This window comes from Klebsiella sp. RHBSTW-00215 (assembly GCF_014103785.1).
Taxonomy (GTDB): Bacteria; Pseudomonadota; Gammaproteobacteria; order Enterobacterales; family Enterobacteriaceae; genus Klebsiella.
This window is the reverse complement of sequence record NZ_JABXQS010000001.1, coordinates 1457889-1482539: the sequence shown is the minus strand read 5'-3', so window position 1 is coordinate 1482539 and position 24651 is coordinate 1457889. Positions and strand designations below refer to the sequence as shown.

The following is a 24651-nucleotide window of genomic DNA, read 5'->3' as shown; positions in this document are numbered from 1 at the left end:
TCAATTCCGCCAAAACATCTTCGGCGTTGTAAGGTTAAGCCTCACGGTTCATTAGTACCGGTTAGCTCAACGTATCGCTACGCTTACACACCCGGCCTATCAACGTCGTCGTCTTCAACGTTCCTTCAGGACTCTCAAGGAGTCAGGGAGAACTCATCTCGGGGCAAGTTTCGTGCTTAGATGCTTTCAGCACTTATCTCTTCCGCATTTAGCTACCGGGCAATGCCATTGGCATGACAACCCGAACACCAGTGATGCGTCCACTCCGGTCCTCTCGTACTAGGAGCAGCCCCCCTCAATTCTCCAGCGCCCACGGCAGATAGGGACCGAACTGTCTCACGACGTTCTAAACCCAGCTCGCGTACCACTTTAAATGGCGAACAGCCATACCCTTGGGACCTACTTCAGCCCCAGGATGTGATGAGCCGACATCGAGGTGCCAAACACCGCCGTCGATATGAACTCTTGGGCGGTATCAGCCTGTTATCCCCGGAGTACCTTTTATCCGTTGAGCGATGGCCCTTCCATTCAGAACCACCGGATCACTATGACCTGCTTTCGCACCTGCTCGCGCCGTCACGCTCGCAGTCAAGCTAGCTTATGCCATTGCACTAACCTCCTGATGTCCGACCAGGATTAGCTAACCTTCGTGCTCCTCCGTTACTCTTTAGGAGGAGACCGCCCCAGTCAAACTACCCACCAGACACTGTCCGCAACCCGGATTACGGGTCCACGTTAGAACACCAGCCATTAAAGGGTGGTATTTCAAGGATGGCTCCATGCAGACTGGCGTCCACACTTCAAAGCCTCCCACCTATCCTACACATCAAGGACCAGTGTTCAGTGTCAAGCTATAGTAAAGGTTCACGGGGTCTTTCCGTCTTGCCGCGGGTACACTGCATCTTCACAGCGAGTTCAATTTCACTGAGTCTCGGGTGGAGACAGCCTGGCCATCATTACGCCATTCGTGCAGGTCGGAACTTACCCGACAAGGAATTTCGCTACCTTAGGACCGTTATAGTTACGGCCGCCGTTTACCGGGGCTTCGATCAAGAGCTTCTCCTTACGGATAACCCCATCAATTAACCTTCCGGCACCGGGCAGGCGTCACACCGTATACGTCCACTTTCGTGTTTGCACAGTGCTGTGTTTTTAATAAACAGTTGCAGCCAGCTGGTATCTTCGACTGATTTCAGCTCCATGAGCAAGTCACTTCACCTACCATCAGCGTGCCTTCTCCCGAAGTTACGGCACCATTTTGCCTAGTTCCTTCACCCGAGTTCTCTCAAGCGCCTTGGTATTCTCTACCTGACCACCTGTGTCGGTTTGGGGTACGATTTGATGTTACCTGATGCTTAGAGGCTTTTCCTGGAAGCAGGGCATTTGTTACTTCAGCACCGTAGTGCCTCGTCATCACACCTCAGCGTTGAATGACGTTCCGGATTTACCTGGAACATCCGCCTACATGCTTAAACCGGGACAACCGTCGCCCGGCTAACATAGCCTTCTCCGTCCCCCCTTCGCAGTAACACCGAGTACAGGAATATTAACCTGTTTCCCATCGACTACGCCTTTCGGCCTCGCCTTAGGGGTCGACTCACCCTGCCCCGATTAACGTTGGACAGGAACCCTTGGTCTTCCGGCGAGCGGGCTTTTCACCCGCTTTATCGTTACTTATGTCAGCATTCGCACTTCTGATACCTCCAGCAGCCCTCACAGGCCACCTTCAACGGCTTACAGAACGCTCCCCTACCCAACAACACATAGTGTCGCTGCCGCAGCTTCGGTGCATGGTTTAGCCCCGTTACATCTTCCGCGCAGGCCGACTCGACCAGTGAGCTATTACGCTTTCTTTAAATGATGGCTGCTTCTAAGCCAACATCCTGGCTGTCTGTGCCTTCCCACATCGTTTCCCACTTAACCATGACTTTGGGACCTTAGCTGGCGGTCTGGGTTGTTTCCCTCTTCACGACGGACGTTAGCACCCGCCGTGTGTCTCCCGTGATAACATTCTTCGGTATTCGTAGTTTGCATCGGGTTGGTAAGTCGGGATGACCCCCTAGCCGAAACAGTGCTCTACCCCCGAAGATGAGTTCACGAGGCGCTACCTAAATAGCTTTCGGGGAGAACCAGCTATCTCCCGGTTTGATTGGCCTTTCACCCCCAGCCACAAGTCATCCGCTAATTTTTCAACATTAGTCGGTTCGGTCCTCCAGTTAGTGTTACCCAACCTTCAACCTGCCCATGGCTAGATCACCGGGTTTCGGGTCTATACCCTGCAACTTAACGCCCAGTTAAGACTCGGTTTCCCTGCGGCTCCCCTATACGGTTAACCTTGCTACAGAATATAAGTCGCTGACCCATTATACAAAAGGTACGCAGTCACCCAACAAGTGGGCTCCTACTGCTTGTACGTACACGGTTTCAGGTTCTGTTTCACTCCCCTCGCCGGGGTTCTTTTCGCCTTTCCCTCACGGTACTGGTTCACTATCGGTCAGTCAGGAGTATTTAGCCTTGGAGGATGGTCCCCCCATATTCAGACAGGATACCACGTGTCCCGCCCTACTCTTCGAGTTCACAGCCTGTGTGTTTTTGTGTACGGGAGTATCACCCTGTACCCTGCGACTTTCCAGACGCTTCCACTAACACACAAACTGATTCAGACTCTGGGCTCCTCCCCGTTCGCTCGCCGCTACTGGGGGAATCTCGGTTGATTTCTTTTCCTCGGGGTACTTAGATGTTTCAGTTCCCCCGGTTCGCTTCGTTAAGCTATGTATTCACTTAACGATAGTGTGTCGAAACACACTGGGTTTCCCCATTCGGAAATCGTCGGTTATAACGGTTCATATCACCTTACCGACGCTTATCGCAGATTAGCACGTCCTTCATCGCCTCTGACTGCCAGGGCATCCACCGTGTACGCTTAGTCGCTTAACCTCACAACCCGAAGATGTTTCGTAAAACACTTCATGATTGCGAAAATTTGAGAGACTCGAACACACCGTCATGCTGTTCTTATTTACGGAGAACAGACGCAGCGTGTCGTTTCAATTTTCAGCTTGATCCAGATTTTTAAAGAGCAAATATCTCAAACGTAACTCACTGAGTTAGTTTTGAGATATCGGTAGGTTGTGTCTTTCACTCACAGCCAGCAAGTGGCGTCCCCTAGGGGATTCGAACCCCTGTTGCCGCCGTGAAAGGGCGGAGTCCTAACCGCTAGACGAAGGGGACACGAGGTGTCGCGACTTCGCAGCCGTCTTGCTTCTTTACATTCATCAGACAATCTGTGTGAGCACTACAAAGGCAGGTTCTTTAAGGTAAGGAGGTGATCCAACCGCAGGTTCCCCTACGGTTACCTTGTTACGACTTCACCCCAGTCATGAATCACAAAGTGGTAAGCGCCCTCCCGAAGGTTAAGCTACCTACTTCTTTTGCAACCCACTCCCATGGTGTGACGGGCGGTGTGTACAAGGCCCGGGAACGTATTCACCGTGGCATTCTGATCCACGATTACTAGCGATTCCGACTTCACGGAGTCGAGTTGCAGACTCCGATCCGGACTACGACATACTTTATGAGGTCCGCTTGCTCTCGCGAGGTCGCTTCTCTTTGTATATGCCATTGTAGCACGTGTGTAGCCCTACTCGTAAGGGCCATGATGACTTGACGTCATCCCCACCTTCCTCCAGTTTATCACTGGCAGTCTCCTTTGAGTTCCCGGCCGGACCGCTGGCAACAAAGGATAAGGGTTGCGCTCGTTGCGGGACTTAACCCAACATTTCACAACACGAGCTGACGACAGCCATGCAGCACCTGTCTCAGAGTTCCCGAAGGCACCAAAGCATCTCTGCTAAGTTCTCTGGATGTCAAGAGTAGGTAAGGTTCTTCGCGTTGCATCGAATTAAACCACATGCTCCACCGCTTGTGCGGGCCCCCGTCAATTCATTTGAGTTTTAACCTTGCGGCCGTACTCCCCAGGCGGTCGACTTAACGCGTTAGCTCCGGAAGCCACTCCTCAAGGGAACAACCTCCAAGTCGACATCGTTTACAGCGTGGACTACCAGGGTATCTAATCCTGTTTGCTCCCCACGCTTTCGCACCTGAGCGTCAGTCTTTGTCCAGGGGGCCGCCTTCGCCACCGGTATTCCTCCAGATCTCTACGCATTTCACCGCTACACCTGGAATTCTACCCCCCTCTACAAGACTCTAGCCTGCCAGTTTCGAATGCAGTTCCCAGGTTGAGCCCGGGGATTTCACATCCGACTTGACAGACCGCCTGCGTGCGCTTTACGCCCAGTAATTCCGATTAACGCTTGCACCCTCCGTATTACCGCGGCTGCTGGCACGGAGTTAGCCGGTGCTTCTTCTGCGAGTAACGTCAATCACTGCGGTTATTAACCACAATGCCTTCCTCCTCGCTGAAAGTACTTTACAACCCGAAGGCCTTCTTCATACACGCGGCATGGCTGCATCAGGCTTGCGCCCATTGTGCAATATTCCCCACTGCTGCCTCCCGTAGGAGTCTGGACCGTGTCTCAGTTCCAGTGTGGCTGGTCATCCTCTCAGACCAGCTAGGGATCGTCGCCTTGGTAAGCCATTACCTCACCAACAAGCTAATCCCATCTGGGCACATCTGATGGCATGAGGCCCGAAGGTCCCCCACTTTGGTCTTGCGACGTTATGCGGTATTAGCTACCGTTTCCAGTAGTTATCCCCCTCCATCAGGCAGTTTCCCAGACATTACTCACCCGTCCGCCACTCGTCACCCGAGAGCAAGCTCTCTGTGCTACCGTTCGACTTGCATGTGTTAGGCCTGCCGCCAGCGTTCAATCTGAGCCATGATCAAACTCTTCAATTTAAGTTTGATGCTCGTGAATTAAACTTCGTAATGAATTACGTATGTTCACTCAGAGACTTGGTATTCATTTATTGTCCGAAGACATTAAGAATCCATGTCACTTTGAGTGCCCACACAGATTGTCTGATAAATTGTTAAAGAGCAGTGCAACGCGGCTTTCGCTCACCGTTGCGAGGTCCCGTATAATACGTTTTCCTCATTCAGAGTCAAGCGTTTAATTTCGCTTTTCTCTGCCGGCGTTCATCGCTGAACCCCGCTAACCCGGCGGCCTGTAAGCCGTTGTTCCGTGTCAGTGGTGGCGCATTATAGGGAGTTATTCCGATGTGACAAGAGGAAACTTCAAAAAACTTTTCAACCGTCTCTTTTTTCACCACAGCAACGTGTAATGTGGCAAAAAACCGGCGTTTTGCCGTTTTAACAAACGAAGTAAGTCGCCTGATGGCATACTGATAGAGTAAAAAAGAGAAAGGAACGGCATTTATGTCTTTAAGCACACAGCAGCTGGCGGCACAAAAGAATATCTCCTGGGTATTAGCGGAGAAACTGGCGCAAAAAATTCTGACCGGCGAATATCAGCCAGAAAGCATTCTTCCTGGAGAGATAGAGCTGGGTGAGCAATTCGGCGTAAGCCGCACAGCGGTTCGTGAGGCAGTCAAAACGTTGACAGCAAAAGGGATGCTTTTGCCTCGCCCACGCATCGGCACCCGCGTTATGCCACGCAGTAGCTGGAACTTTCTCGACAAAGAGCTGCTAGCCTGGTGGTTAACGGAAGATAACTTTGAAGAGGTTGTTAGCCATTTCCTCGTGATGCGCAGCAGTCTTGAACCGCAAGCCTGTTTTCTGGCGGCGAATTCAGGTAGCCCAGAACAAAGAGCACAACTCAATGCTCTAATGGCGGAGATGATTGAGTTGAAGAGAAACTTTCAGCGCGAGCGCTGGATTGAAGTCGATATGGCCTGGCATGAACATATATATGAGATGAGTGGAAATCCCTTTCTGATCTCTTTCGCTTCTCTATTCCATTCGGTCTACCACACCTATTTCACTTCTATAACCCAGAATGAAGTGATGAAGCTGGATCTCCATCAGGCAATAGTTGATGCCATCCTCGATAACGACGGTTCACGGGCGCTGAACGCCTGTCAGGCTTTGTTGAGTGCTCCAAATAATTCAAAGGGTACCGAATGAGCGAGAAGAAAGGGCGTAGTATGGCCGGGCTGCCGTGGATTGCTGCGATGGCCTTTTTTATGCAGGCGCTGGATGCCACCATTCTGAATACCGCCCTTCCTGCTATCGCACAGAGTCTCAACCGTTCACCGCTGGCCATGCAATCCGCTATCATCAGCTATACGCTTACCGTGGCCATGTTAATTCCAGTCAGCGGTTGGCTGGCTGACCGTTTTGGCACACGGAAAGTGTTTATCATCGCCGTTAGTCTGTTCACCCTGGGTTCTCTCGCCTGCGCCCTCTCAGGTTCTCTAACAGAGCTGGTTACTTTCCGCGTTATTCAAGGTATAGGTGGAGCGATGATGATGCCGGTGGCGAGGCTGGCATTACTACGCGCCTATCCGCGCAGTGAATTACTACCAGTGTTAAATTTCGTCACGATGCCTGGGCTGGTCGGCCCCATTCTCGGACCCGTACTCGGCGGTGTATTGGTCACCTGGGCCAGCTGGCACTGGATTTTTCTGATTAATATTCCCATCGGCATTATCGGGATTATGTACGCCCGTAAATATATGCCGGACTTCACTACGCCCCGGCGCCGTTTTGACACGCTCGGCTTTCTGCTGTTCGGATTAAGTCTGGTACTGTTTTCCAGCGGAATCGAACTGTTTGGTGAGAAGATCGTCGCGACATGGATTGCTCTATCCATCATTGCTCTGAGCGTTGTTATGCTGTTGGCGTATATTCGCCACGCTCGCCGCCATCCTACGCCGCTCATTTCGCTTTCTTTATTTAAGACGCATACTTTTTCAGTGGGGATCGCGGGAAATCTGGCAACTCGCCTGGGCACCGGCTGCGTCCCGTTCCTGATGCCTCTGATGCTACAAGTGGGCTTTGGTTATCCGGCGATAATCGCAGGCTGCATAATTGCACCGACAGCTATCGGTTCGATTATTGCCAAATCTACCGTTACCCAAATTCTACGCTGGTTTGGCTATCGAAAAACGCTGGTTGGGGTCACGATATTTATCGGTCTGATGATCGCCCAATTTTCACTGCAGTCTCCGGATATGTCGATTTGGGTACTGCTGTTGCCGCTATTTGTATTGGGGATGGCGATGTCCACCCAGTTCACATCAATGAACACCATCACGCTCGCAGATTTGACCGATGAAAATGCTAGTAGCGGCAACAGTATGCTGGCCGTCACCCAGCAGTTATCTATCAGCCTCGGGGTTGCCATAAGTGCGGCAGTGCTGCGCTTTTATGAAGGGTTCGATAGTGTAAATACCATCGAGCAGTTTCACTACACCTTTATAACCATGGGAGCAATCACCGTAGTATCAGCACTAGTATTTGCTTTATTGAAAGCGAAGGATGGCCGCAACCTGATAAAGGAGCGGCACAAACATTAAGCAGAGCCACGCACGACCAGTTCAGGAGTCAGCTGAACGCGTTGTTGTTTTTGTCCTGGGTCAGCCATTCGGTGGATGAGTACATCAATGGCCAGCTCGCCCAGTTCATCTTTCGGCTGATGGATGGTCGTCAGCGGCGGCGTCATATATCGAGCCAGCTCAATGTCGTCATAACCCACCAGCGCCATATCCTGCGGAATGCGCAATCCACTCTGATAAAGCGCCTGATAAGCACCAACCGCCATCGCGTCGTTACCGACAAACACCGCCTGCGGCAGCTTGGGGAGTGCTAACAGCTTTTCCATTGCGCTAAATCCGCCGCCAAACTCAAAATCGCTGCTAATAACGTATCCTTCAGGTACTGCCAACCCGGCACGAGCCATTGCAGCATGATATCCCTCAAGACGCAGTCGCGAAGGGGTTTTATCCAGCGGGCCCGCGATGCAGGCAATCCGCGTATGGCCTTGATCGATGAGGTACTGCGTCGCTATATCGCCACCCAACAAAGAGTTATCCTGGATCAGGTCACTATCGCCATCGAACGGTGCCCAGTCCATCATCACCGTCGGTACGGAAGGGTAGCGCTGCATGATCTCCGGCGAAGGCTGATGAGTTTCAGTACACAGCAGCAGCAAACCATCGACGCGCTTTTGCATCAGCGTCTCCAGATTACGGTTCATTCGCTGTTCATCGCCTTCGGTGTTACACAGCACCAGGCTATAGCCGCGTTCAAAACAGCTACGTTCCACGCCGCGAACCAGCTCCGAGTAAAACGGATTGGTACTGGCGGTAATGAGCATGCCGATAGTGCGGGTTTGGTTTAATTTAAGGCTACGCGCCAGTGCAGATGGCGCGTAATTCAGGCTCTTAATCGCGGCGTCGACTTTAGCGGTAATGGCTTCGCTAACGAAGCGATCCTTGTTGATGACATGAGAAACCGTCGAAGTGGAAACGCCCGCTATGCGGGCTACATCCTTCATGGTGGCCAAGCGTTACCCCTGTTGACGTAAAAATTCGTCTATTTCTTTTCGCCATGGCACGGAGGGCTGGGCACCTTTACGCGTAACGGCAATAGCCGCGGCGGCATGGGCAAAACGAATAGCCTCAGCCAGTACCATACCTTCAAGTAGCGCAGTCACCAGCGCGCCATTAAAGGTATCGCCAGCGGCAATGGTGTCAACAGCCTGGACTTTAAAGCCGGGAACACGATGACCGTTGCCTTTGAGACTAGCCCAAACACCACGGCTGCCGAGGGTAATAATCACCGCATCAATACCTTTATCATGGAGCACGTTAGCTGCTTTTGCCGCATCATCGTCATTTTCCACTCGAACGCCGGTCAGTTTTTCCGCTTCGGTTTCGTTCGGGGTAATGATATCCACCAGCGCTAACAGTTCATCCGGCAACTCTCGTGCTGGAGCAGGATTGAGTATCACTGCAGTTTGACTTTGGTGAGCAATTTTCGCCGCCGCCAGTACGCTTTCCAACGGCGATTCCAGCTGCATTAGTAGCGCCTGCGCGCTGGCGATACGCTCTTTTTCAGCTTCAACCTGCGTAACGGAAAGGGCGGCGTTAGCTCCAGCATGAATACCAATAGTATTCTCACCTTCAGCGTTCACAAAAATCAGCGCCACGCCGGTTGATTCCCCGGCAACAGCCCTTACCGGCGCAACGTCGATATTATCGCTTTCCAGCTGGCGACGAACCCGTTCACCAATATCGTCATCACCGGTACAGGCGATAAAAGAGATATTTGCCCCGCTGCGCCCGGCAGCAACGGCCTGATTTGCCCCCTTACCGCCGAAAGCGACCTGATAGTGATGACCGGTGACGGTTTCACCAGGGGTAGGGAAGGAGTCGAGGTTAAGGATGTGATCGGCATTGATACTACCAAGGACGACAAGTTTGCCTGCGGTTTTCATAATCAATATTCCCGGAAAGCGCGCCACCGGCACCCGGTGGCGCATGCCCTGCTTTTCTTTATTATGTTGTCCCTCGGACCGTTACCAGTCCGAATCACACATTATTGCTTAATGACCAGTTTCAACTCAACCGGATAGCTGGTATCCACTTTTTCGCCCTTCAGCACTTTATCAGCGGTCTCAACGCCTTTCACACCGATCTGCTCCGGAAGCTGGGCGACGGTCGCAGCCAGTTTGCCACTGTTTACTGCTTTTTCGCCATCCGGAGTGCCGTCAAATCCAACCACCATCACATCAGATTTACCAGCAGTTTGCAGAGCGCGCAGCGCACCCAGCGCCATTTCATCGTTCTGGGCAAATACAGCCTGTACGTCAGGATGCGCCGTCAGCAGGTTCTGCATGACGTTCAGGCCCTTAGTGCGGTCGAAATCTGCCGGCTGGCTAGCCAGTACGTTAAATTTATGCGCCGTAACGGCTTGTTGAAAACCTTCGCCACGCTCACGTGCCGCGGACGTCCCTGCAATTCCCTGTAGTTCAATGATCTTCGCGCTTTCGCCGACTTTCTTGGCAATATAGTCACCGGCCATCTTGCCGCCCAGAACGTTATCAGAAGCAATATGGCTTACCACTTCGCCTTTTGAGGCCTGGCGGTCAAGGGTAATAACCGGAATTTTCGCCTGATTCGCCAGCTTCACAGCATTACCTACTGCGTCAGAGTCGGTTGGGTTGATCAGCAGCAGTTTGGCTCCGCGAACGGTTAAGTCCTGAACGTTAGCCAGTTCTTTCGCTGGATTGTTCTGTGAATCCAGCACCACCAGGTTATAGCCGAGTTTGTCCGCTTCTTTTTGTGCCCCATCCTTCAGAGAGACAAAGAACGGGTTGTTAAGCGTAGAGATAACCAAAGCGATAGTATCTTTTGCCATCGCGTTTGCGCTTACGGTTGCGCTTAAAGCTACAGCAGAGATCAGGGTCGCCAGTTTTTTCATATTCATAGTTAAGATGTCCTGTAGAGTTCTCAGTTACTGCTTCTTGTTATCTACCAGTACCGCCAGCAAAATAACCACCGCTTTAACGATCATCTGGTAATAGGATGAAACGCCTAATAAATTCAAACCGTTGTTCAGGAAGCCAAGGATTAAAGCACCAATCAACGTACCGACAATACGACCTTTACCACCTGCCAGGCTGGTGCCACCAAGCACTACCGCAGCAATCGCATCCAGTTCATAACCGGTGCCCGCTGTCGGTTGCGCGGAAGAGAGACGCGCGACCTCAATAATCCCGGCCAGCGAAGCCAGCATGCCGCACAAAGAATAGACGATGATTTTAACTTTATTGACGCTGATGCCGGATAGACGCGTTGCCGCTTCATTTCCCCCCAGCGCATAGATATAACGACCCAGACGGGTATGGTGCAGCATGTACCAGGCCGCCAGAAAAACGATCGCCATAATCCATACCGGCGTTGGGATCCCGAGAGGGCGACCAATCCCGAACCAGCCAAACAGATCGGCATTGTCGGTAAAGCCAGTATTTACCGGGCTACCGTTGGTATAAACCATGGTCACACCGCGTAGCAGCAGCATCATTACCAGGGTAGCGATAAATGCCTGCACGCGCCCTTTCGCCACAATTACGCCTGTAACAGCGCCGATTGCCGCACCTAATGCCAGCGCAGCGGCAACGGCCACCAGCGCGTTAACCTCAATTCCGACAATTGAAGCGGCGACCGCGCCAGTCAGCGCCAGAAGGGAACCTACGGACAGGTCGATACCCGACGTCAGGATAACCAGCGTCATCCCTACCGCCATGATGGCGTTAACTGAAGTCTGTTGCAGAATATTGAACAGGTTATTCACGGTAAAAAAGTTGGGGCTCATGGTAGAGACAACCGCAATCAGCACCAGTAGGGCAATCAGCGATTTTTGCTCCATCAACCACGCTTTGGTGAAGTAGCGGCGACCAGAAACAGTCGGGTTATTCATCTTTTTTACTCCTGATTCACGCGGTTAAGCTTGCCCACAGCGGCAGCCATCAATACTTCCTGGGTGGCCTGCTCGCGTGTGAATTCACCGCCGAGATGCCCTTCATGCATCACCATGATGCGATCGCTCATGCCCAACACTTCTGGCATCTCAGAAGAGACCAGAATAATGCTCAGACCATCGGCTTTAAACTGGTTGATTAGCTGGTAGATCTCTTTCTTCGCCCCAACGTCCACGCCGCGGGTTGGTTCATCAAGGATCAGCACTTTTGGCCGAGTCATCAGCCCGCGGGCAATCGCCACCTTCTGTTGGTTACCGCCGGAAAGTAGCCCAATGGCCTGCTCCATAGACGGCGTCTTCACATTAAACAGGCGGATAAAATCGCTGACCGCCTGCTGTTCATCTTTATGCTTGAGGCTACCGCCACTGCGGCTGAAATAACGCAGTGCAGTCAGCGACATATTTTCTTTGACCGACATACCGAGCACTAAACCATCGCGTTTACGGTCTTCAGAGATATAAACGATGCCGTTTGCCAGGCCATCCTGCGGAGAACGCGTCACCACTTCGTGACCATCAAGGGTGACGTAGCCGCTGGTGCGCGGCAGCGCACCGTATAGCACTTTCATCAGTTCCGTACGCCCTGCGCCCATCAGCCCAGCGACGCCAAGAATTTCGCCTTTACGCAGGGTAAAAGAGACGTTCTCCACGCCCGGTCCACACAGCGCATCCACCTTCAGACGGATATCGCCCGGCGCTTTATCAATGCGCGGGTACTGATCTTCGAGCTTACGTCCCACCATCATTTCAATCAGCAGATCTTCATCAAGGCTGGCGACTTCACGCTCGGCAATGAACTGGCCGTCACGGAAGACCGTCACGTCATCGCAAATTTCGAAGATCTCTTTCATACGGTGGGAAATATAAACAATACCGCGCCCTTGCGATTTCAGCTCGCGGATGACGCGGAACAGGGATTCGGTTTCGGTATCGGTCAGCGCATCGGTCGGTTCATCCATAATGATGACTTTCGACTCGAAGCTCAGTACTTTGGCGATTTCCACCATCTGCTGATCGCCAATAGACAGATCGCCTACCAGACGATCGCTCTTAAAGCGCAGATTCAGCTTAGCCAGCAAAACATCAGCTTCTGCATACATCTTCTTCCAGTCGATTTTGCCAAAACGATTCACAAACTCACGGCCGAGAAAGATGTTCTCTGCAATCGTCAGCTGCGGGATCAGGTTCAGTTCCTGGTGAATGATGCCGATACCCGCTTCCTGGGAGGATTTCGGGCCGGTGAAGGTGGTTTCTTTACCCAGCCATAATAGCGAACCAGCGTCACGGGCATAAATCCCGGTCAGCACCTTCATCATGGTGGATTTGCCTGCGCCGTTTTCGCCCACCAGCGCCATGACGCGCCCAGAGTAGACATTTAACGCAGCACCGGAGAGCGCCTTCACGCCCGGGAACGATTTATCGATCCCTTTGAGTTGTAAGAGTGCGTCCATGACGGCCTCAGAACGTGACGCCAGCACAGAGAATAATGTTCGCATACGGGGAACACTCCCCGCTGCGAATCACCGCCTGACTATCTGCAGTTTCTTTTTTGAACTGCTCATGATTGGTATAACGAATTTCAATGGTGTTTCCCTGGTGTTGCTGCAGCAGCTCAAGATGTTTGAGCAACGTCGCGTGGAGCTGCGGGTTAAGGGTTTTAATCTCTTGCGCGAGGATAGCCGCTTCAACCTGCATTTCGCTCGTCACCACCTCCAGAACCTGCATAAAGGAGGGAACTCCGTGGGTTAACGCCATGTCGATACGCGTGCTGCTGCGAGGTACTGGCAATCCAGCATCGCAAACTACCAGCGTATCGGTATGACCCAGACGGGAGATGACCGACGAAATATCAGCGTTAAGTACGGTACCTTTTTTCATTTTCTCTTTTGCTCCACTAGCGAAACGTTTCGCTGGAATAAGTATTATCAATACTCGAGCAAAAAACCATCATCAGAAGTGAGAATTGTGATCGCTATCGAAACGTTTCGCAAAACTGAGGTAGAGGAAGGAAGTCTGAATAACAAGCAAAAAGCCCTTCACGAGGAAGGGCTTTAGAGGATCAAATTTCGACCTGAGTGCCGAGTTCAATAACCCGGTTTGGCGGGATTTCGAACTGGTCCGGCGCTCGCAGGGCATTGCGCTGCAGCAGAAGATACAGCTTACCGCGCAGGCGCAGATACCACGGCCGCTTGCCGATGATTAACGACTCATGCGACATAAAGAAGGAGGTCTCCATCATCCGGCAGCTCAGGCCTTCCAGCCCGCAGCGGTGGAAGACTTCTTCAACATTCGGCGTTTCACGCCAGCCGTAGCTGGCAACCACGCGCCAGAACGACGGTGAAATCTGCTCAATCTGCACGCGACGAACGTTATGCACGTATGGCGCATCTTCTGTACGCAGCGTTAGCAAGATCACCCGCTCATGCAGCACCTTGTTGTGCTTCAGGTTATGTAACAGAGCGAAAGGAATCACGTTCAGCGCTCGGGACATATATACGGCGGTCCCAGGAACGCGAACCGGCGGCGATTTTTCAAGGGAAGAGATCATCGCTTCCAAAGAATTACCGTGTTCATGCATCCGACGTAGCAAGCGGAAACGCTCGCTTTTCCAGGTGGTCATGATGGTAAACATCACCAGGCCCAGCGTCAGCGGCAACCAGCCACCGGAGACGATTTTGTCGAGGTTAGCTGAGAACAGCGGGATGTCGATGCACATAAAGGCCACCAGCAGCAGTGCCACAACAAACTTATTCCAGTGCCAGTTTTTACGCGCTACCGTCGAGAATAAAATGGTGGTCAGCACCATGGTTCCCGTCACCGCAATCCCATATGCCGCCGCCAGGTTCGAGGAGTGCTCAAAGCTAACAATCACAATGACCACCGAGATATAGAGCAGCCAGTTAATGAACGGGATATAAATCTGGCCGGATTCCATTTCCGAGGTATGGATAATGCGCATCGGCGAAAGATATCCCAGACGCACCGCCTGGCGGGTCAACGAGAAGACACCGGAAATCACCGCCTGAGAGGCGATAACCGTCGCCAGGGCGGCGATAATCAGCATCGGAATCAATGCCCACTCGGGCGCCAGCAGGAAGAACGGGTTCTTAATCGCTTCTGGATGTTTTAGCAGTAGCGCTCCCTGACCAAAGTAGTTCAGCACCAGAGAAGGCAGAACTACCGAGAACCAGGCCAGACGAATAGGCAATTTACCGAAGTGCCCCATGTCGGCATACAGCGCTTCCACGCCGGTAATCGACAGTACCACCGCGCCCAGAGCGACAAAAGAAACGGTTTTATATTCGAGGAAAAAGTGAACCGCCCAGTATGGGTTCAACGCCTGCAACACTTCCGGGTTAGCAAAAATGCTACGAGCCCCTAGCACTGCCAGCAGCAGGAACCAGATCAGCATAATTGGCGCGAACAGCTTGCCCACCATACTGGTTCCGTGCTTTTGGATAGCAAACAGCAGCGTCAGAACAATGATTGATATGGGGACAACCCAGGTATCCAGGTCAGGAGCGATAATTTCCAGCCCTTCGATTGCTGACATGACCGAGATTGCCGGCGTAATGACCACCTCTCCGTAGAAGAAGCTACCGCCGATAAGGCCAAGGATCACCAGTACGGATGTTGCTCGCGCTGACGTGTTACGTCCTGCCAGCGACATCAGCGTCAGGATCCCACCTTCACCGGCATTATCCGCCCGCATAACGAAGGTAATATATTTGAGTGATACGGTAAAAATCAGCAGCCAAAAAATGAGCGACAGGAAGCCAAAAACAGCATCACGCTCAACGCCAAAGCCAAACTGGCCAGACAGGCATTCACGAAGTGTATATAGCGGGCTGGTACCGATATCGCCGTATACCACACCGATTGCCGCCAGCGTTATTGCTGGCAACGATTGCTTATTATCAGAGCTCATAGACTAGTCTTTTCGTTTATAAAACAAATGTGTGCCTAGTCCCTTGGCCCACAAAAAGCGCACAGTATGCACGATTATTTGCTAAATCGTACCCCTAACTGACATCATCTTAACCTGACTCAAAGAAAATAAATCGATTCTTCAGGCTATTACCACCCCTAATCAAACATCTATACTCGACTTAACAACGACATCCTAAAAAGCACGCAACTCAATTATGGCTCAATCACATTTACTGGCAGAAAGAATTTCCCGGCTCAGCGCAGCTCTGGAAAAAGGACTCTTTGAACGCAGCCACGCAATACGCCTTTGTCTACTTGCGGCACTCAGCGGCGAAAGCGTTTTTTTGCTGGGCCCACCGGGTATCGCCAAAAGCTTAATTGCCCGCCGTCTCAAGTTCGCCTTCCAGCGAGCCCGCGCATTTGAATATCTGATGACACGCTTTTCAACGCCGGAAGAAGTCTTTGGCCCACTTTCCATCCAGGCGCTGAAAGACGAAGGTCGTTACGAACGCCTGACAGCCGGCTACCTTCCGGAAGCCGAAATTGTTTTTCTCGATGAGATCTGGAAAGCAGGTCCGGCGATCCTCAATACGCTGCTGACGGCGATAAACGAGCGCCATTTTCGCAACGGGGCAACCGAAGAGAAAATCCCTATGCGCCTGCTGGTGGCAGCATCGAACGAATTGCCTGAAGCGGATAACAGCCTGGAAGCCTTATATGATCGCATGCTCATCCGCTTATGGCTGGATAAGGTACAAGATAAAACCAACTTCCGCTCAATGTTGATAAGCCAGCAGGATGAAAACAGCAACCCAGTTCCAACTAATTTGCAGGTCAGCGACGAGGAATTCATACAGTGGCAGCAAGATATCGGTGCCGTTAAGCTGCCGGACAGCGTGTTTGAACTGATTTTCCAGTTGCGCCAGCAACTGGATGCACTACCCAACGCTCCCTATGTTTCAGATCGTCGCTGGAAAAAAGCCATCCGCCTGTTGCAAGCCAGCGCCTTCTTCAGCGGTCGAGATACCATTGCCCCTATCGACCTGATCCTGCTGAAAGATTGCCTGTGGCACAACATTGAGACCATGAACCTGATGTCCGTACAGTTGGAAACCTTAATGACCAGCCACGCCTGGCAGCAACAGGCAATGCTCACCCGCCTGGGGACGATTATCCAGAGGCGCATTCAGCTTCAGCAACAGCAAAGCGATAAGACCGCGCTAAAAGTGACGCGCCTGGGCGGTATGTTTAGCCGGAAACCTCATTATGAATTGCCTGCTGAAGTGCAGGCACCCACGCTAACTCTGCTACTCCAGCAGCCGCTAAAACTGCACGATCTGGAAGTCATTCATATTACGTTTGTCCGTGAAGAGCTAGCGCATTGGCTGGAAAAAGGCGGTGAGATCCGCGGTAAACTCAACGGTATAGGCTTTGCCCAGCAGCTGAATATGGATGTCGATACCAGCCAGCATCTGGTTGTGCGCGATGTCAGTCTGCAGGGGTCGCGTCTCTCACTACCCGGCAGTGAATCGCAGGAAAATATGCCGGCCGAAATCAGGCAACAGCTGGAAGCGCTGGATGACGAGTGGCATCAACAACACAACCGCTTCAGCGAACAGCAAAAATGCCTGTTTATTCCCGGTGAGTGGCTGGGACGCATCGAAGCCAGCCTGCAGGACGTTGGGACGCAGATTAAACAGGCCCGACAGTCATGACTCTGGATATGCTGAATGTCATGCTGGCAGTCGGCGAAGAGGGAATGATCGACGAAATGCTGCTGGCTCTGCTGGCAGCACCTCAGTTAGCGATTTTCTTTGAAAAATTTCCGCGGTTAAAAAACATCATCGCCGCAGACATTCCTCGCTGGCGTGAGGCGGTCAGATCGCGGCTAAAAGAGACCCATGTTCCTCCCGAACTGGATGCAGAAGTTCAGTGCTACCAACAGTCACAGCGGCTTTCCACTTCACAGTTTATCGTCCAGCTCTCGCAAATCCTGAGTCAGCTACACAAGCTTCACTCCCCTTTTGCCGCCCAGGCACAGCAGTTAGTGGATAACAATCATACTTTTACCCCCGCTCTGCATACGCTATTTCTCCAGCGCTGGCGTTTGAGTCTGGTGGTGCAGGCAACGTCCCTCAATCAGCAACTGCTGGATGAGGAGCGGGATCAGTTGCTTAGCGAAGTCCAGGAACGAATGACTCTCAGCGGTCAATTAGAGCCGGTGCTGGTGGAAAATGATAACGCAGCAGGGCACCTGTGGGATATGAGCGCAGGAGAGCTGAGGCGCGGTGATTATCAGCTGATCGTTCGCTACGGGGATTTTTTGACTCAGCAGCCTGAACTTATGCAGCTTGCTGAGCAGTTGGGTCGTTCCAGAGAGGCGAAGGCGGTACCAAAAAAGGATGCGCCGATGGAAACCTTCCGCAGCCTGGTGCGAGAACCTGCAACCGTGCCGGAGCAGGTCGATGGGCTACAGCAGAGCGACGATATTCTGCGCCTGTTGCCGCCGGAGCTGGCCACACTCGGCATCACCGAACTGGAGTTTGAGTTCTATCGTAAGCTGGTAGAGAAACAGCTGCTGACCTACCGACTTCACGGTGATGCCTGGAAGGAAAAGGTAACCGAGCGTCCAGTCACCCGCCAGGATTTTGATGAACAGCCGCGAGGGCCGTTTATTGTCTGCGTCGATACGTCGGGATCAATGGGCGGCTTTAATGAGCAGTGCGCCAAGGCTTTTTGCCTGGCGCTGATGCGGGTCGCACTGGCAGATAATCGCCGCTGCTTCATTATGCTGTTTTCCAGCGAGGTGGTGCATTACGAACTCACCGGACCACAGGGGCTTGAACAGGCAATCCGTTTCTTAAGCCAGCGCTTTCGCGGCGGTACGGATTTGGCCAGCTGCTTCCGGGCTGTTATTGAGCGAATGCAGAACCCTCAGTGGGTAGATGCTGATGCGGTGGTGATTTCCGATTTTATCGCCCAGCGCCTGCCAGATGAGGTGATCAATAAGGTGGGGGAGCTACAGCATAAACATCAGCACCGTTTTCATGCGGTGGCAATGTCGGTACACGGTAAGCCCGGCATCATGCGCATTTTCGATCATATCTGGCGCTTTGATACCGGGTTACGTAGCCGCCTGCTGCGTCGCTGGCGGCGTTAGTTGATCTATTAAAGAAGGGCAGCGACGCTTTCACGAACCTGCGTTGGCCATACGCCGCACTGAACCTGCCCGATATGGTCAAGCTGCAGAAGTAGCATCGTCAGACGAGACTGGCCGATACCGCCGCCGATAGTTTGCGGCATTTCTCCGCGTAGCAGCGCCTGGTGCCATTCCAGCTTCAGGCGATCTTCATCACCAGTGATCGCGAGCTGGCGTTTCAGCGCCTCTGAATCCACGCGGATGCCCATCGAAGAGAGCTCAAAAGCATCTTCCAGGATCGGGTTCCACACCAGGATATCACCGTTCAGACCGGCAAAACCTTCAGCTGCCGGCGTGCTCCAGTCATCATAATCCGGGGCTCGAACATCGTGACGCTGACCATCAGACAATTTGCCGCCGATACCAATCAGGAATACCGCGCCCAGATCTTTGGCTATCGCCCGCTCGCGGCCTTTAGCATCAAGATCCGGATAACGACTTAATAATTCCTGACTATGAACAAACTGGATCGTCTCCGGCAAGAACGGCGTCAAGCCAAATTCTTTGCTCACCGCAGCTTCAGTCGCTTTGATCCCGGCATAAATTGCTTCAACAGTCGATTTCAGCGTCCCGCAATGGCGTTCTGCGTCACCCATTACGCGCTCCCAGTCCCACTGGTCAACGTAAACGGAATGGATGGCGGTTAATCTGTCTTCATCGGGGCGAAGGGCCTTCATGTGCGTGTACAGCCCTTCGCCCGCGCTGAAGTCGTGTTGTCCCAGGGTTTGACGCTTCCACTTCGCCAGTGAATGAACCACTTCGAATTGGGCGTCTGGCAGTGTTTTCACTTTCACCTGAACCGCTTTTTCGCAACCAGACAGGTTATCCTGCGTCCCATCTCCCACGCGGCTTAAGATGGGGGCCTGGACTTCAATCAGACCAAGCTTCTCTTCAAGCTGGCGGGAAAAGTGAGACTTAACGAAACTAATCTGGCGTTGTTTTGCGATGTATGCGGTTTTCATTTTTATGACTCCTGCGTCCTGTTGCCATTGATTAAGCAACAAAACCGCGATGCAATTCAATAATCCAACAACAAAAAGCCTGCTTCGGTTTTAATTCATCAAAATATGGCGCTAAAATAGAGCGATTCATCAAACTTCATAAGAAAAACCTATGGAAAATTATCAGATCGATAATCTGGATCGCGGCATCCTTGAAGCTCTCATGGCTAATGCACGTACCGCCTATGCCGAACTGGCGAAACAGTTTGGCGTCAGCCCCGGGACAATTCACGTTCGCGTCGAGAAAATGAAGCAAGCGGGAATTATTACCGGCGCACGCATTGACGTCAGTCCAAAACAACTGGGTTACGATGTGGGCTGTTTTATCGGCATCATTCTGAAGAGCGCGAAGGATTACCCTTCCGCACTGGCCAGATTAAACAGTCTCGATGAAGTTACCGAAGCGTATTACACCACCGGCCACTACAGCATCTTTATAAAAGTGATGTGCCGATCGATTGATGCCCTTCAACATGTACTTATCAACAAGATCCAAACAATCGATGAAATTCAGTCCACTGAAACATTGATCGTCCTGCAGAACCCGATTATGCGTACCATTCGCCCGTGATCGGACTTTTTAATCCCACATTTTTCCACAGGTAGATCCCAGCTCGCTCACAGCGTACAATACGCTACTCTGAATAGTGGAGCGGGCGATCATGGCAGACATAACTCTTATCAGCGGCAGTACTCTGGGTAGCGCAGAATATGTATCAGAACATCTGGCGGAAAAGCTGGAAGAAGCTGGTCACGGCACCACTATCCAGCACGGTCCGTTGATTGAGGATCTGCAGGCCGAAGGAATCTGGCTGGTTATCTCTTCTACTCATGGTGCTGGCGATATTCCCGATAACTTACTGCCTTTCTATGAAGCGCTTCAGGAGAAGCAAGTCGATCTTTCTGCTGTCCACTTTGGCGCAATCGGCATCGGTAGTCGTGAATATGACACCTTCTGTGGAGCTATTGATAAAATCGAGGCGGCGCTCATAGCATGTGGGGCAAAACAGATTGGCGAAACGCTGAAGATTAATGTCCTCGAACATGAGATTCCTGAAGATCCAGCAGAGATTTGGCTTGGATCCTGGAAAAATTTGCTCTGATAATTGTAAAGATCCTCGTTTCTTCTGTGGATAACTATGCTTAAAAGCTTGGATCAACCGGTAGTTATCCAAAGTATAACCCTTGACTGATTTTTGTGCTGTGTATAACCCTTCATTTTGATCCCAGCTTATACTGAACAGGATCACCGATCATTCACAGATAGTGATCCTTCTTAAGCTTTTGATCTTAAATCGTGGATCTGACTTATCCACAGATATCGTCGATCCTAATAAGAGATCACAATAAAACAGATCTCTAAATAAAAGATCTTCTTTTTAATACTCAAGATCCCGGTGCTTTCTCGAAAGCCGAAAGTTGAGTAGAATCCACGTCCCGGGCTTCAATCCATTTTCAAACCGCTTTACGCGAGGCAAACCACCATGTTTTATCAGGATCCTTTTGACGTCATCATCATTGGCGGGGGTCATGCAGGCACTGAGGCCGCGATGGCCGCAGCGCGAATGGGTCAACAGACTCTGCTTTTGACACACAATATCGACACGTTGGGGCAGATGAGCTGCAACCCGGCGATTGGCGGCATTGGGAAAGGACACCTGGTAAAAGAAGTGGATGCCCTTGGCGGCCTGATGGCAACGGCGATCGATCATGCTGGTATCCAGTTTAGGATACTAAACGCCAGTAAGGGGCCGGCGGTCCGCGCCACCCGAGCTCAGGCAGACCGCGTGCTCTATCGACAGGCAGTTCGCACAGCGCTGGAAAACCAGCCGAACTTGATGATCTTCCAGCAGGCCGTTGAAGATCTGATTGTTGAGAACGATCGTGTTGTCGGTGCCGTGACCCAGATGGGTCTCAAATTCCGCGCGAAGGCGGTTGTTCTGACCGTTGGTACATTCCTGGATGGCAAAATCCATATCGGTCTGGATAACTACAGCGGTGGTCGTGCAGGCGATCCGCCATCGATCCCTCTGTCTCGCCGTCTACGCGAACTTCCGTTGCGCGTAAGCCGCCTGAAAACCGGTACTCCACCGCGTATTGACGCAAGAACCATCGATTTCAGCGTTTTGGCGCAGCAGCACGGCGATGATCCAATGCCGGTCTTCTCGTTTATGGGCAATGCTTCCCAGCACCCACGTCAGGTACCGTGCTATGTCACTCATACCAACGAGAAAACCCACGATGTTATCCGCAATAACCTCGATCGCAGCCCTATGTATGCTGGGGTGATTGAAGGGATCGGCCCGCGTTACTGTCCGTCGATCGAAGACAAAGTCATGCGCTTTGCCGATCGCAATCAGCACCAGATCTTCCTGGAGCCGGAAGGACTGACGTCCAATGAAATTTATCCAAACGGCATCTCTACCAGCCTGCCGTTTGATGTCCAGATGCAAATCGTTCGCTCAATGCAGGGGATGGAAAATGCAAAAATCGTCCGTCCTGGCTACGCTATTGAGTACGATTTCTTCGACCCGCGCGATCTTAAGCCGACGCTGGAAAGTAAATTTATCCATGGCCTGTTCTTCGCTGGGCAGATTAACGGCACCACCGGCTACGAAGAAGCCGCAGCGCAGGGCCTGCTCGCTGGCCTGAACGCCGCCCGTTTCTCTGCTGAGAAAGAGGGCTGGGCGCCGGGCCGCTCTCAGGCCTATCTCGGCGTGCTGGTGGACGACCTGTGCACTCTTGGGACCAAAGAACCGTACCGTATGTTTACCTCGCGGGCGGAATATCGTCTGATGCTGCGTGAAGACAATGCCGACCTGCGTCTGACCGAACAGGGTCGTGTGCTGGGTCTGGTGGATGACGAACGCTGGGCGCGTTTCAACGAGAAGCTGGAAAGCATTGAGCGTGAACGCCAGCGTCTAAAATCCAGCTGGGTTAATCCGCTGGCAGAAAGCGCTGCGGAAGTGAACGCTCATCTGACTGCGCCACTTTCTCGTGAAGCAAGCGGAGAAGACTTACTTCGTCGTCCTGAAATGACCTACGAGCAGTTGGTGCAGATGTCACCATTCTCACCAGGTCTTGCAGATAAGCAAGCAGCTGAGCAGGTGGAGATTCAGGTTAAGTATGAAGGCTACATCGCTCGTCAGCAGGATGAGATCGAAAAGCAGCAGCGCAATGAAAATACCTTGCTGCCTGCGACACTCGATTACCGGCTGGTGAACGGATTGTCGAACGAGGTGATTGCTAAGCTCAACGATCACAAACCGTCCTCAATAGGACAGGCATCGCGTATTTCTGGTATTACGCCGGCGGCAATCTCTATTCTGCTGGTGTGGCTGAAAAAACAGGGAATGCTGCGTCGTAGCGCCTGATCTTTCCCTGATAGAGATATTTGGCGGATAACGCATTCGTATCCGCCCTTTTAATTCATCAGCCCGGTAAGCGTTATCGCCTCCGGGCTCATTGTTTTTAGACAGGTATTGACCGTGCTTAACAAACTTTCTCGTCTGCTGGCTGAAGCAGGGATTTCGCTCACCGATCACCAGAAAAATCAGCTGGTAGCCTATGTTGGCATGCTGGATAAGTGGAATAAGGCTTATAACCTGACCTCCGTTCGCGATCCGAACGAGATGCTGGTTCGCCACATTCTCGATAGCATCATTGTTGCACCGCACCTTAAAGGAACTCGTTTTATTGATGTGGGCACCGGTCCTGGGCTACCGGGTATTCCGCTGGCGATAGTGCGCCCTGAGTCCCATTTCACCTTGTTGGACAGCCTTGGTAAGCGTATTCGGTTCCTTCGTCAGGTTCAGCATGAGTTAAAACTGGACAATGTGACGCCGGTACAAAGTCGCGTAGAGGCGTTTTCTGGTGAGCCGCTGTTTGATGGCGTCATTAGCCGCGCCTTTGCTTCGTTAAGCGACATGGTGAGCTGGTGCTACCACTTACCTGCGAAGAACGGTCATTTCTATGCGCTCAAAGGTTTAGTCCAGGAAGATGAAATGGCAAATCTTCCGCAAGGGTATGTGGTTAATGAGATTATTGAGCTGCATGTACCTCAGTTGGAAGGGGAGCGTCACCTGGTGGTGATTCAACCAAAAATGATTTAATTTTTATCAAAAAATGTGAAAAAAAGATGGCTCAAGCATGTTACAAAAATAAAAGTCACTGCAGGGTATTATCGGGTCATTGTTAACCTTGTTTTTACCATGGATTTTCTTTCAGTTAACTTTGACTTGTTGCTTTCTCCGATGAATAGTCAACGTTGAAAATATCAGTGTGCTAAAAATCGAGCTGCTGATGCTTCATACGGATGTTAAATATTTATTATAAATGTCAATAAAAGGTTTTCATTGTATATAGGGTTGTTTTAGAAAGAATACCCATTTTTTATGTTGGATATCAAAAGGATGAAAACTTGCGTTTTATGTACAGAATTAATTCAATTACGGTAAAAATGTCTATTATGTGATCTGATGCACGCTTTAATTGCCGTGTTTTCTCGCTATTTGCAGTTTTGCATGACCGCTCACAGATTGGTGAAAAGCATGAAAAGTTGTCACTTTGAAAATAATTAAACATTTATTCACTATTTTGCTACTTATTGTTTGAAATCACGGGGCGTCACCGTATAATTTGTCCGCTTTTTGATGCTTGACTCTTCGTCTTAAAGGACGTTTTATACGACACGCGACATACCTCAAAGGGAGCAGGAGTAAAAACGTGATGTCTGTGTCGCTCTTGAGTCGAAACGTTGCTCGTAAGCTTCTGTTTATTCAGTTACTGGCAGTAATAGCAAGTGGACTGCTGTTCAGCCTCAAAGACCCCTTCTGGGGCATCTCTGCTGTTTGCGGAGGTTTGGCGGTTGTGTTGCCAAACATGATATTTATGATTTTTGCCTGGCGTCATCAGGCGCATACACCAGCTAAAGGCCGAGTGGCCTGGACCTTCGCCTTCGGTGAAGCCTTCAAGGTGTTGCTGACCTTCGCCCTTCTGGCGGTGGCGCTAGCGGTTTTAAAGGTGGTGTTTTTGCCGCTGATAGTGACATGGGTTTTGGTGCTGGTGGTACAAATTCTGGCGCCAGCTGTAATTAACAACAAAGGGTAAAAGGC

The 24651-nt window shown here is 51.5% G+C and carries 17 protein-coding genes, 1 tRNA gene and 2 rRNA genes; 9 read left to right on the top strand and 11 right to left on the bottom strand.

Translation table 11 applies throughout. The annotated features are described in order from the left end of the window. Window positions 1-30: 30 nt before the first annotated feature. The 3 genes from HV127_RS07090 to HV127_RS07080 form a co-directional block, all read right to left on the bottom strand. Window positions 31-2937, bottom strand: a 23S ribosomal RNA gene (locus HV127_RS07090). Between the two features lie 219 nt (window positions 2938-3156). Further along, window positions 3157-3231: transfer RNA gene (locus HV127_RS07085), tRNA-Glu, on the bottom strand. A gap of 87 nt (window positions 3232-3318) precedes the next feature. After that, window positions 3319-4858: ribosomal RNA gene (locus HV127_RS07080) — 16S ribosomal RNA — on the bottom strand. The 16S and 23S rRNA genes sit together here with 1 tRNA gene alongside, the layout of an rRNA operon. Window positions 4859-5338: 480 nt before the next feature. Between HV127_RS07080 and HV127_RS07075 the strand changes: the two genes are divergently transcribed. Beyond that, window positions 5339-6046 (top strand): FadR/GntR family transcriptional regulator, encoded by a 708-nt coding sequence (locus HV127_RS07075; protein WP_182235439.1) that lies wholly within the window; start codon window positions 5339-5341, stop codon window positions 6044-6046. Beyond that, window positions 6043-7440 carry a multidrug transporter subunit MdtD gene (gene mdtD / locus HV127_RS07070; RefSeq protein WP_182235438.1) on the top strand — a complete coding sequence of 466 codons (1398 nt, stop codon included), beginning with the start codon at window positions 6043-6045 and terminating at the stop codon, window positions 7438-7440. Before HV127_RS07075 ends, mdtD begins: the two co-directional genes overlap by 4 nt. Here mdtD and rbsR read toward each other — a convergent pair. The 7 genes from rbsR to kup form a co-directional block, all read right to left on the bottom strand. Continuing rightward, window positions 7437-8429: a ribose operon transcriptional repressor RbsR gene (gene rbsR / locus HV127_RS07065; protein ID WP_182235437.1), complete on the bottom strand. Its 993-nt coding sequence runs from the start codon at window positions 8427-8429 to the stop codon at window positions 7437-7439. The two genes, mdtD and rbsR, sit on opposite strands and share 4 nt — an antisense overlap. Before the next feature lie 3 nt (window positions 8430-8432). Further along, window positions 8433-9365 carry a ribokinase gene (rbsK, locus tag HV127_RS07060; protein ID WP_182240582.1) on the bottom strand — a complete coding sequence of 311 codons (933 nt, stop codon included), beginning with the start codon at window positions 9363-9365 and terminating at the stop codon, window positions 8433-8435. Between the two features lie 98 nt (window positions 9366-9463). Then, on the bottom strand, window positions 9464-10354 hold the full coding sequence (gene rbsB, locus HV127_RS07055) for a ribose ABC transporter substrate-binding protein RbsB (RefSeq protein ID WP_110276051.1): 891 nt from the start codon (window positions 10352-10354) through the stop codon (window positions 9464-9466). A 27-nt stretch (window positions 10355-10381) separates the two neighbouring features. Next, the gene (rbsC, locus tag HV127_RS07050; RefSeq protein ID WP_112215583.1) at window positions 10382-11347 is read right to left on the bottom strand and encodes a ribose ABC transporter permease; all 966 of its coding nucleotides are present in this window, start codon (window positions 11345-11347) and stop codon (window positions 10382-10384) included. A 5-nt stretch (window positions 11348-11352) separates the two neighbouring features. Beyond that, entirely contained in the window at window positions 11353-12858 is a 1506-nt protein-coding gene (gene rbsA / locus HV127_RS07045; protein WP_182235436.1) for a ribose ABC transporter ATP-binding protein RbsA, read from the bottom strand. A 7-nt stretch (window positions 12859-12865) separates the two neighbouring features. Continuing rightward, entirely contained in the window at window positions 12866-13285 is a 420-nt protein-coding gene (gene rbsD, locus HV127_RS07040; RefSeq protein WP_112215585.1) for a D-ribose pyranase, read from the bottom strand. 181 nt (window positions 13286-13466) lie between these two features. Next, window positions 13467-15335 carry a low affinity potassium transporter Kup gene (gene kup, locus HV127_RS07035; RefSeq protein WP_181484293.1) on the bottom strand — a complete coding sequence of 623 codons (1869 nt, stop codon included), beginning with the start codon at window positions 15333-15335 and terminating at the stop codon, window positions 13467-13469. Window positions 15336-15552: 217 nt separating this feature from the next. On the opposite strand from kup, the gene ravA reads away from it, so the two are divergent. Together ravA and viaA are read left to right on the top strand one after the other, a co-directional pair. Beyond that, window positions 15553-17052: an ATPase RavA gene (gene ravA, locus HV127_RS07030; protein WP_182235435.1), complete on the top strand. Its 1500-nt coding sequence runs from the start codon at window positions 15553-15555 to the stop codon at window positions 17050-17052. Further along, window positions 17049-18497 carry an ATPase RavA stimulator ViaA gene (gene viaA, locus HV127_RS07025; protein ID WP_182235434.1) on the top strand — a complete coding sequence of 483 codons (1449 nt, stop codon included), beginning with the start codon at window positions 17049-17051 and terminating at the stop codon, window positions 18495-18497. Before ravA ends, viaA begins: the two co-directional genes overlap by 4 nt. A gap of 8 nt (window positions 18498-18505) precedes the next feature. Here viaA and asnA read toward each other — a convergent pair whose 3' ends face one another. Next, on the bottom strand, window positions 18506-19498 hold the full coding sequence (gene asnA, locus HV127_RS07020; protein WP_181484296.1) for an aspartate--ammonia ligase: 993 nt from the start codon (window positions 19496-19498) through the stop codon (window positions 18506-18508). A gap of 151 nt (window positions 19499-19649) precedes the next feature. Here asnA and asnC point away from each other — a divergent pair, with 151 nt between their 5' ends. The 5 genes from asnC (at window position 19650) to atpI (ending at window position 24646) form a co-directional block, all read left to right on the top strand. After that, entirely contained in the window at window positions 19650-20108 is a 459-nt protein-coding gene (gene asnC / locus HV127_RS07015; RefSeq protein WP_004107306.1) for a transcriptional regulator AsnC, read from the top strand. Between the two features lie 91 nt (window positions 20109-20199). Further along, window positions 20200-20640 carry an FMN-binding protein MioC gene (gene mioC, locus HV127_RS07010; protein ID WP_112215590.1) on the top strand — a complete coding sequence of 147 codons (441 nt, stop codon included), beginning with the start codon at window positions 20200-20202 and terminating at the stop codon, window positions 20638-20640. A 381-nt stretch (window positions 20641-21021) separates the two neighbouring features. Next, window positions 21022-22911 carry a tRNA uridine-5-carboxymethylaminomethyl(34) synthesis enzyme MnmG gene (mnmG, locus tag HV127_RS07005; protein WP_182235433.1) on the top strand — a complete coding sequence of 630 codons (1890 nt, stop codon included), beginning with the start codon at window positions 21022-21024 and terminating at the stop codon, window positions 22909-22911. Window positions 22912-23025: 114 nt separating this feature from the next. Beyond that, window positions 23026-23649 (top strand): 16S rRNA (guanine(527)-N(7))-methyltransferase RsmG, encoded by a 624-nt coding sequence (rsmG, locus tag HV127_RS07000; RefSeq protein ID WP_182235432.1) that lies wholly within the window; start codon window positions 23026-23028, stop codon window positions 23647-23649. A gap of 616 nt (window positions 23650-24265) precedes the next feature. Beyond that, complete coding sequence (gene atpI, locus HV127_RS06995) at window positions 24266-24646, top strand: F0F1 ATP synthase subunit I (RefSeq protein ID WP_182235431.1); 381 nt, start codon at window positions 24266-24268, stop codon at window positions 24644-24646. Window positions 24647-24651: the final 5 nt, after the last annotated feature.

Bases quoted from the DNA above. Each gene is read 5' to 3' on its own strand.
- asnC (WP_004107306.1), top strand. From the start codon at position 19,650: ATGGAAAATTATCAGATCGATAATCTGGATCGCGGCATCCTTGAAGCT.
- rbsB (WP_110276051.1), bottom strand. From the start codon at position 10,354: ATGAATATGAAAAAACTGGCGACCCTGATCTCTGCTGTAGCTTTAAGC.
- mdtD (WP_182235438.1), top strand. From the start codon at position 6,043: ATGAGCGAGAAGAAAGGGCGTAGTATGGCCGGGCTGCCGTGGATTGCT.
- rbsD (WP_112215585.1), bottom strand. From the start codon at position 13,285: ATGAAAAAAGGTACCGTACTTAACGCTGATATTTCGTCGGTCATCTCC.
- rbsA (WP_182235436.1), bottom strand. From the start codon at position 12,858: ATGGACGCACTCTTACAACTCAAAGGGATCGATAAATCGTTCCCGGGC.
- viaA (WP_182235434.1), top strand. From the start codon at position 17,049: ATGACTCTGGATATGCTGAATGTCATGCTGGCAGTCGGCGAAGAGGGA.
- HV127_RS07075 (WP_182235439.1), top strand. From the start codon at position 5,339: ATGTCTTTAAGCACACAGCAGCTGGCGGCACAAAAGAATATCTCCTGG.
- ravA (WP_182235435.1), top strand. From the start codon at position 15,553: ATGGCTCAATCACATTTACTGGCAGAAAGAATTTCCCGGCTCAGCGCA.
- asnA (WP_181484296.1), bottom strand. From the start codon at position 19,498: ATGAAAACCGCATACATCGCAAAACAACGCCAGATTAGTTTCGTTAAG.
- mioC (WP_112215590.1), top strand. From the start codon at position 20,200: ATGGCAGACATAACTCTTATCAGCGGCAGTACTCTGGGTAGCGCAGAA.
- atpI (WP_182235431.1), top strand. From the start codon at position 24,266: ATGTCTGTGTCGCTCTTGAGTCGAAACGTTGCTCGTAAGCTTCTGTTT.
- kup (WP_181484293.1), bottom strand. From the start codon at position 15,335: ATGAGCTCTGATAATAAGCAATCGTTGCCAGCAATAACGCTGGCGGCA.
- mnmG (WP_182235433.1), top strand. From the start codon at position 21,022: ATGTTTTATCAGGATCCTTTTGACGTCATCATCATTGGCGGGGGTCAT.
- rbsC (WP_112215583.1), bottom strand. From the start codon at position 11,347: ATGAATAACCCGACTGTTTCTGGTCGCCGCTACTTCACCAAAGCGTGG.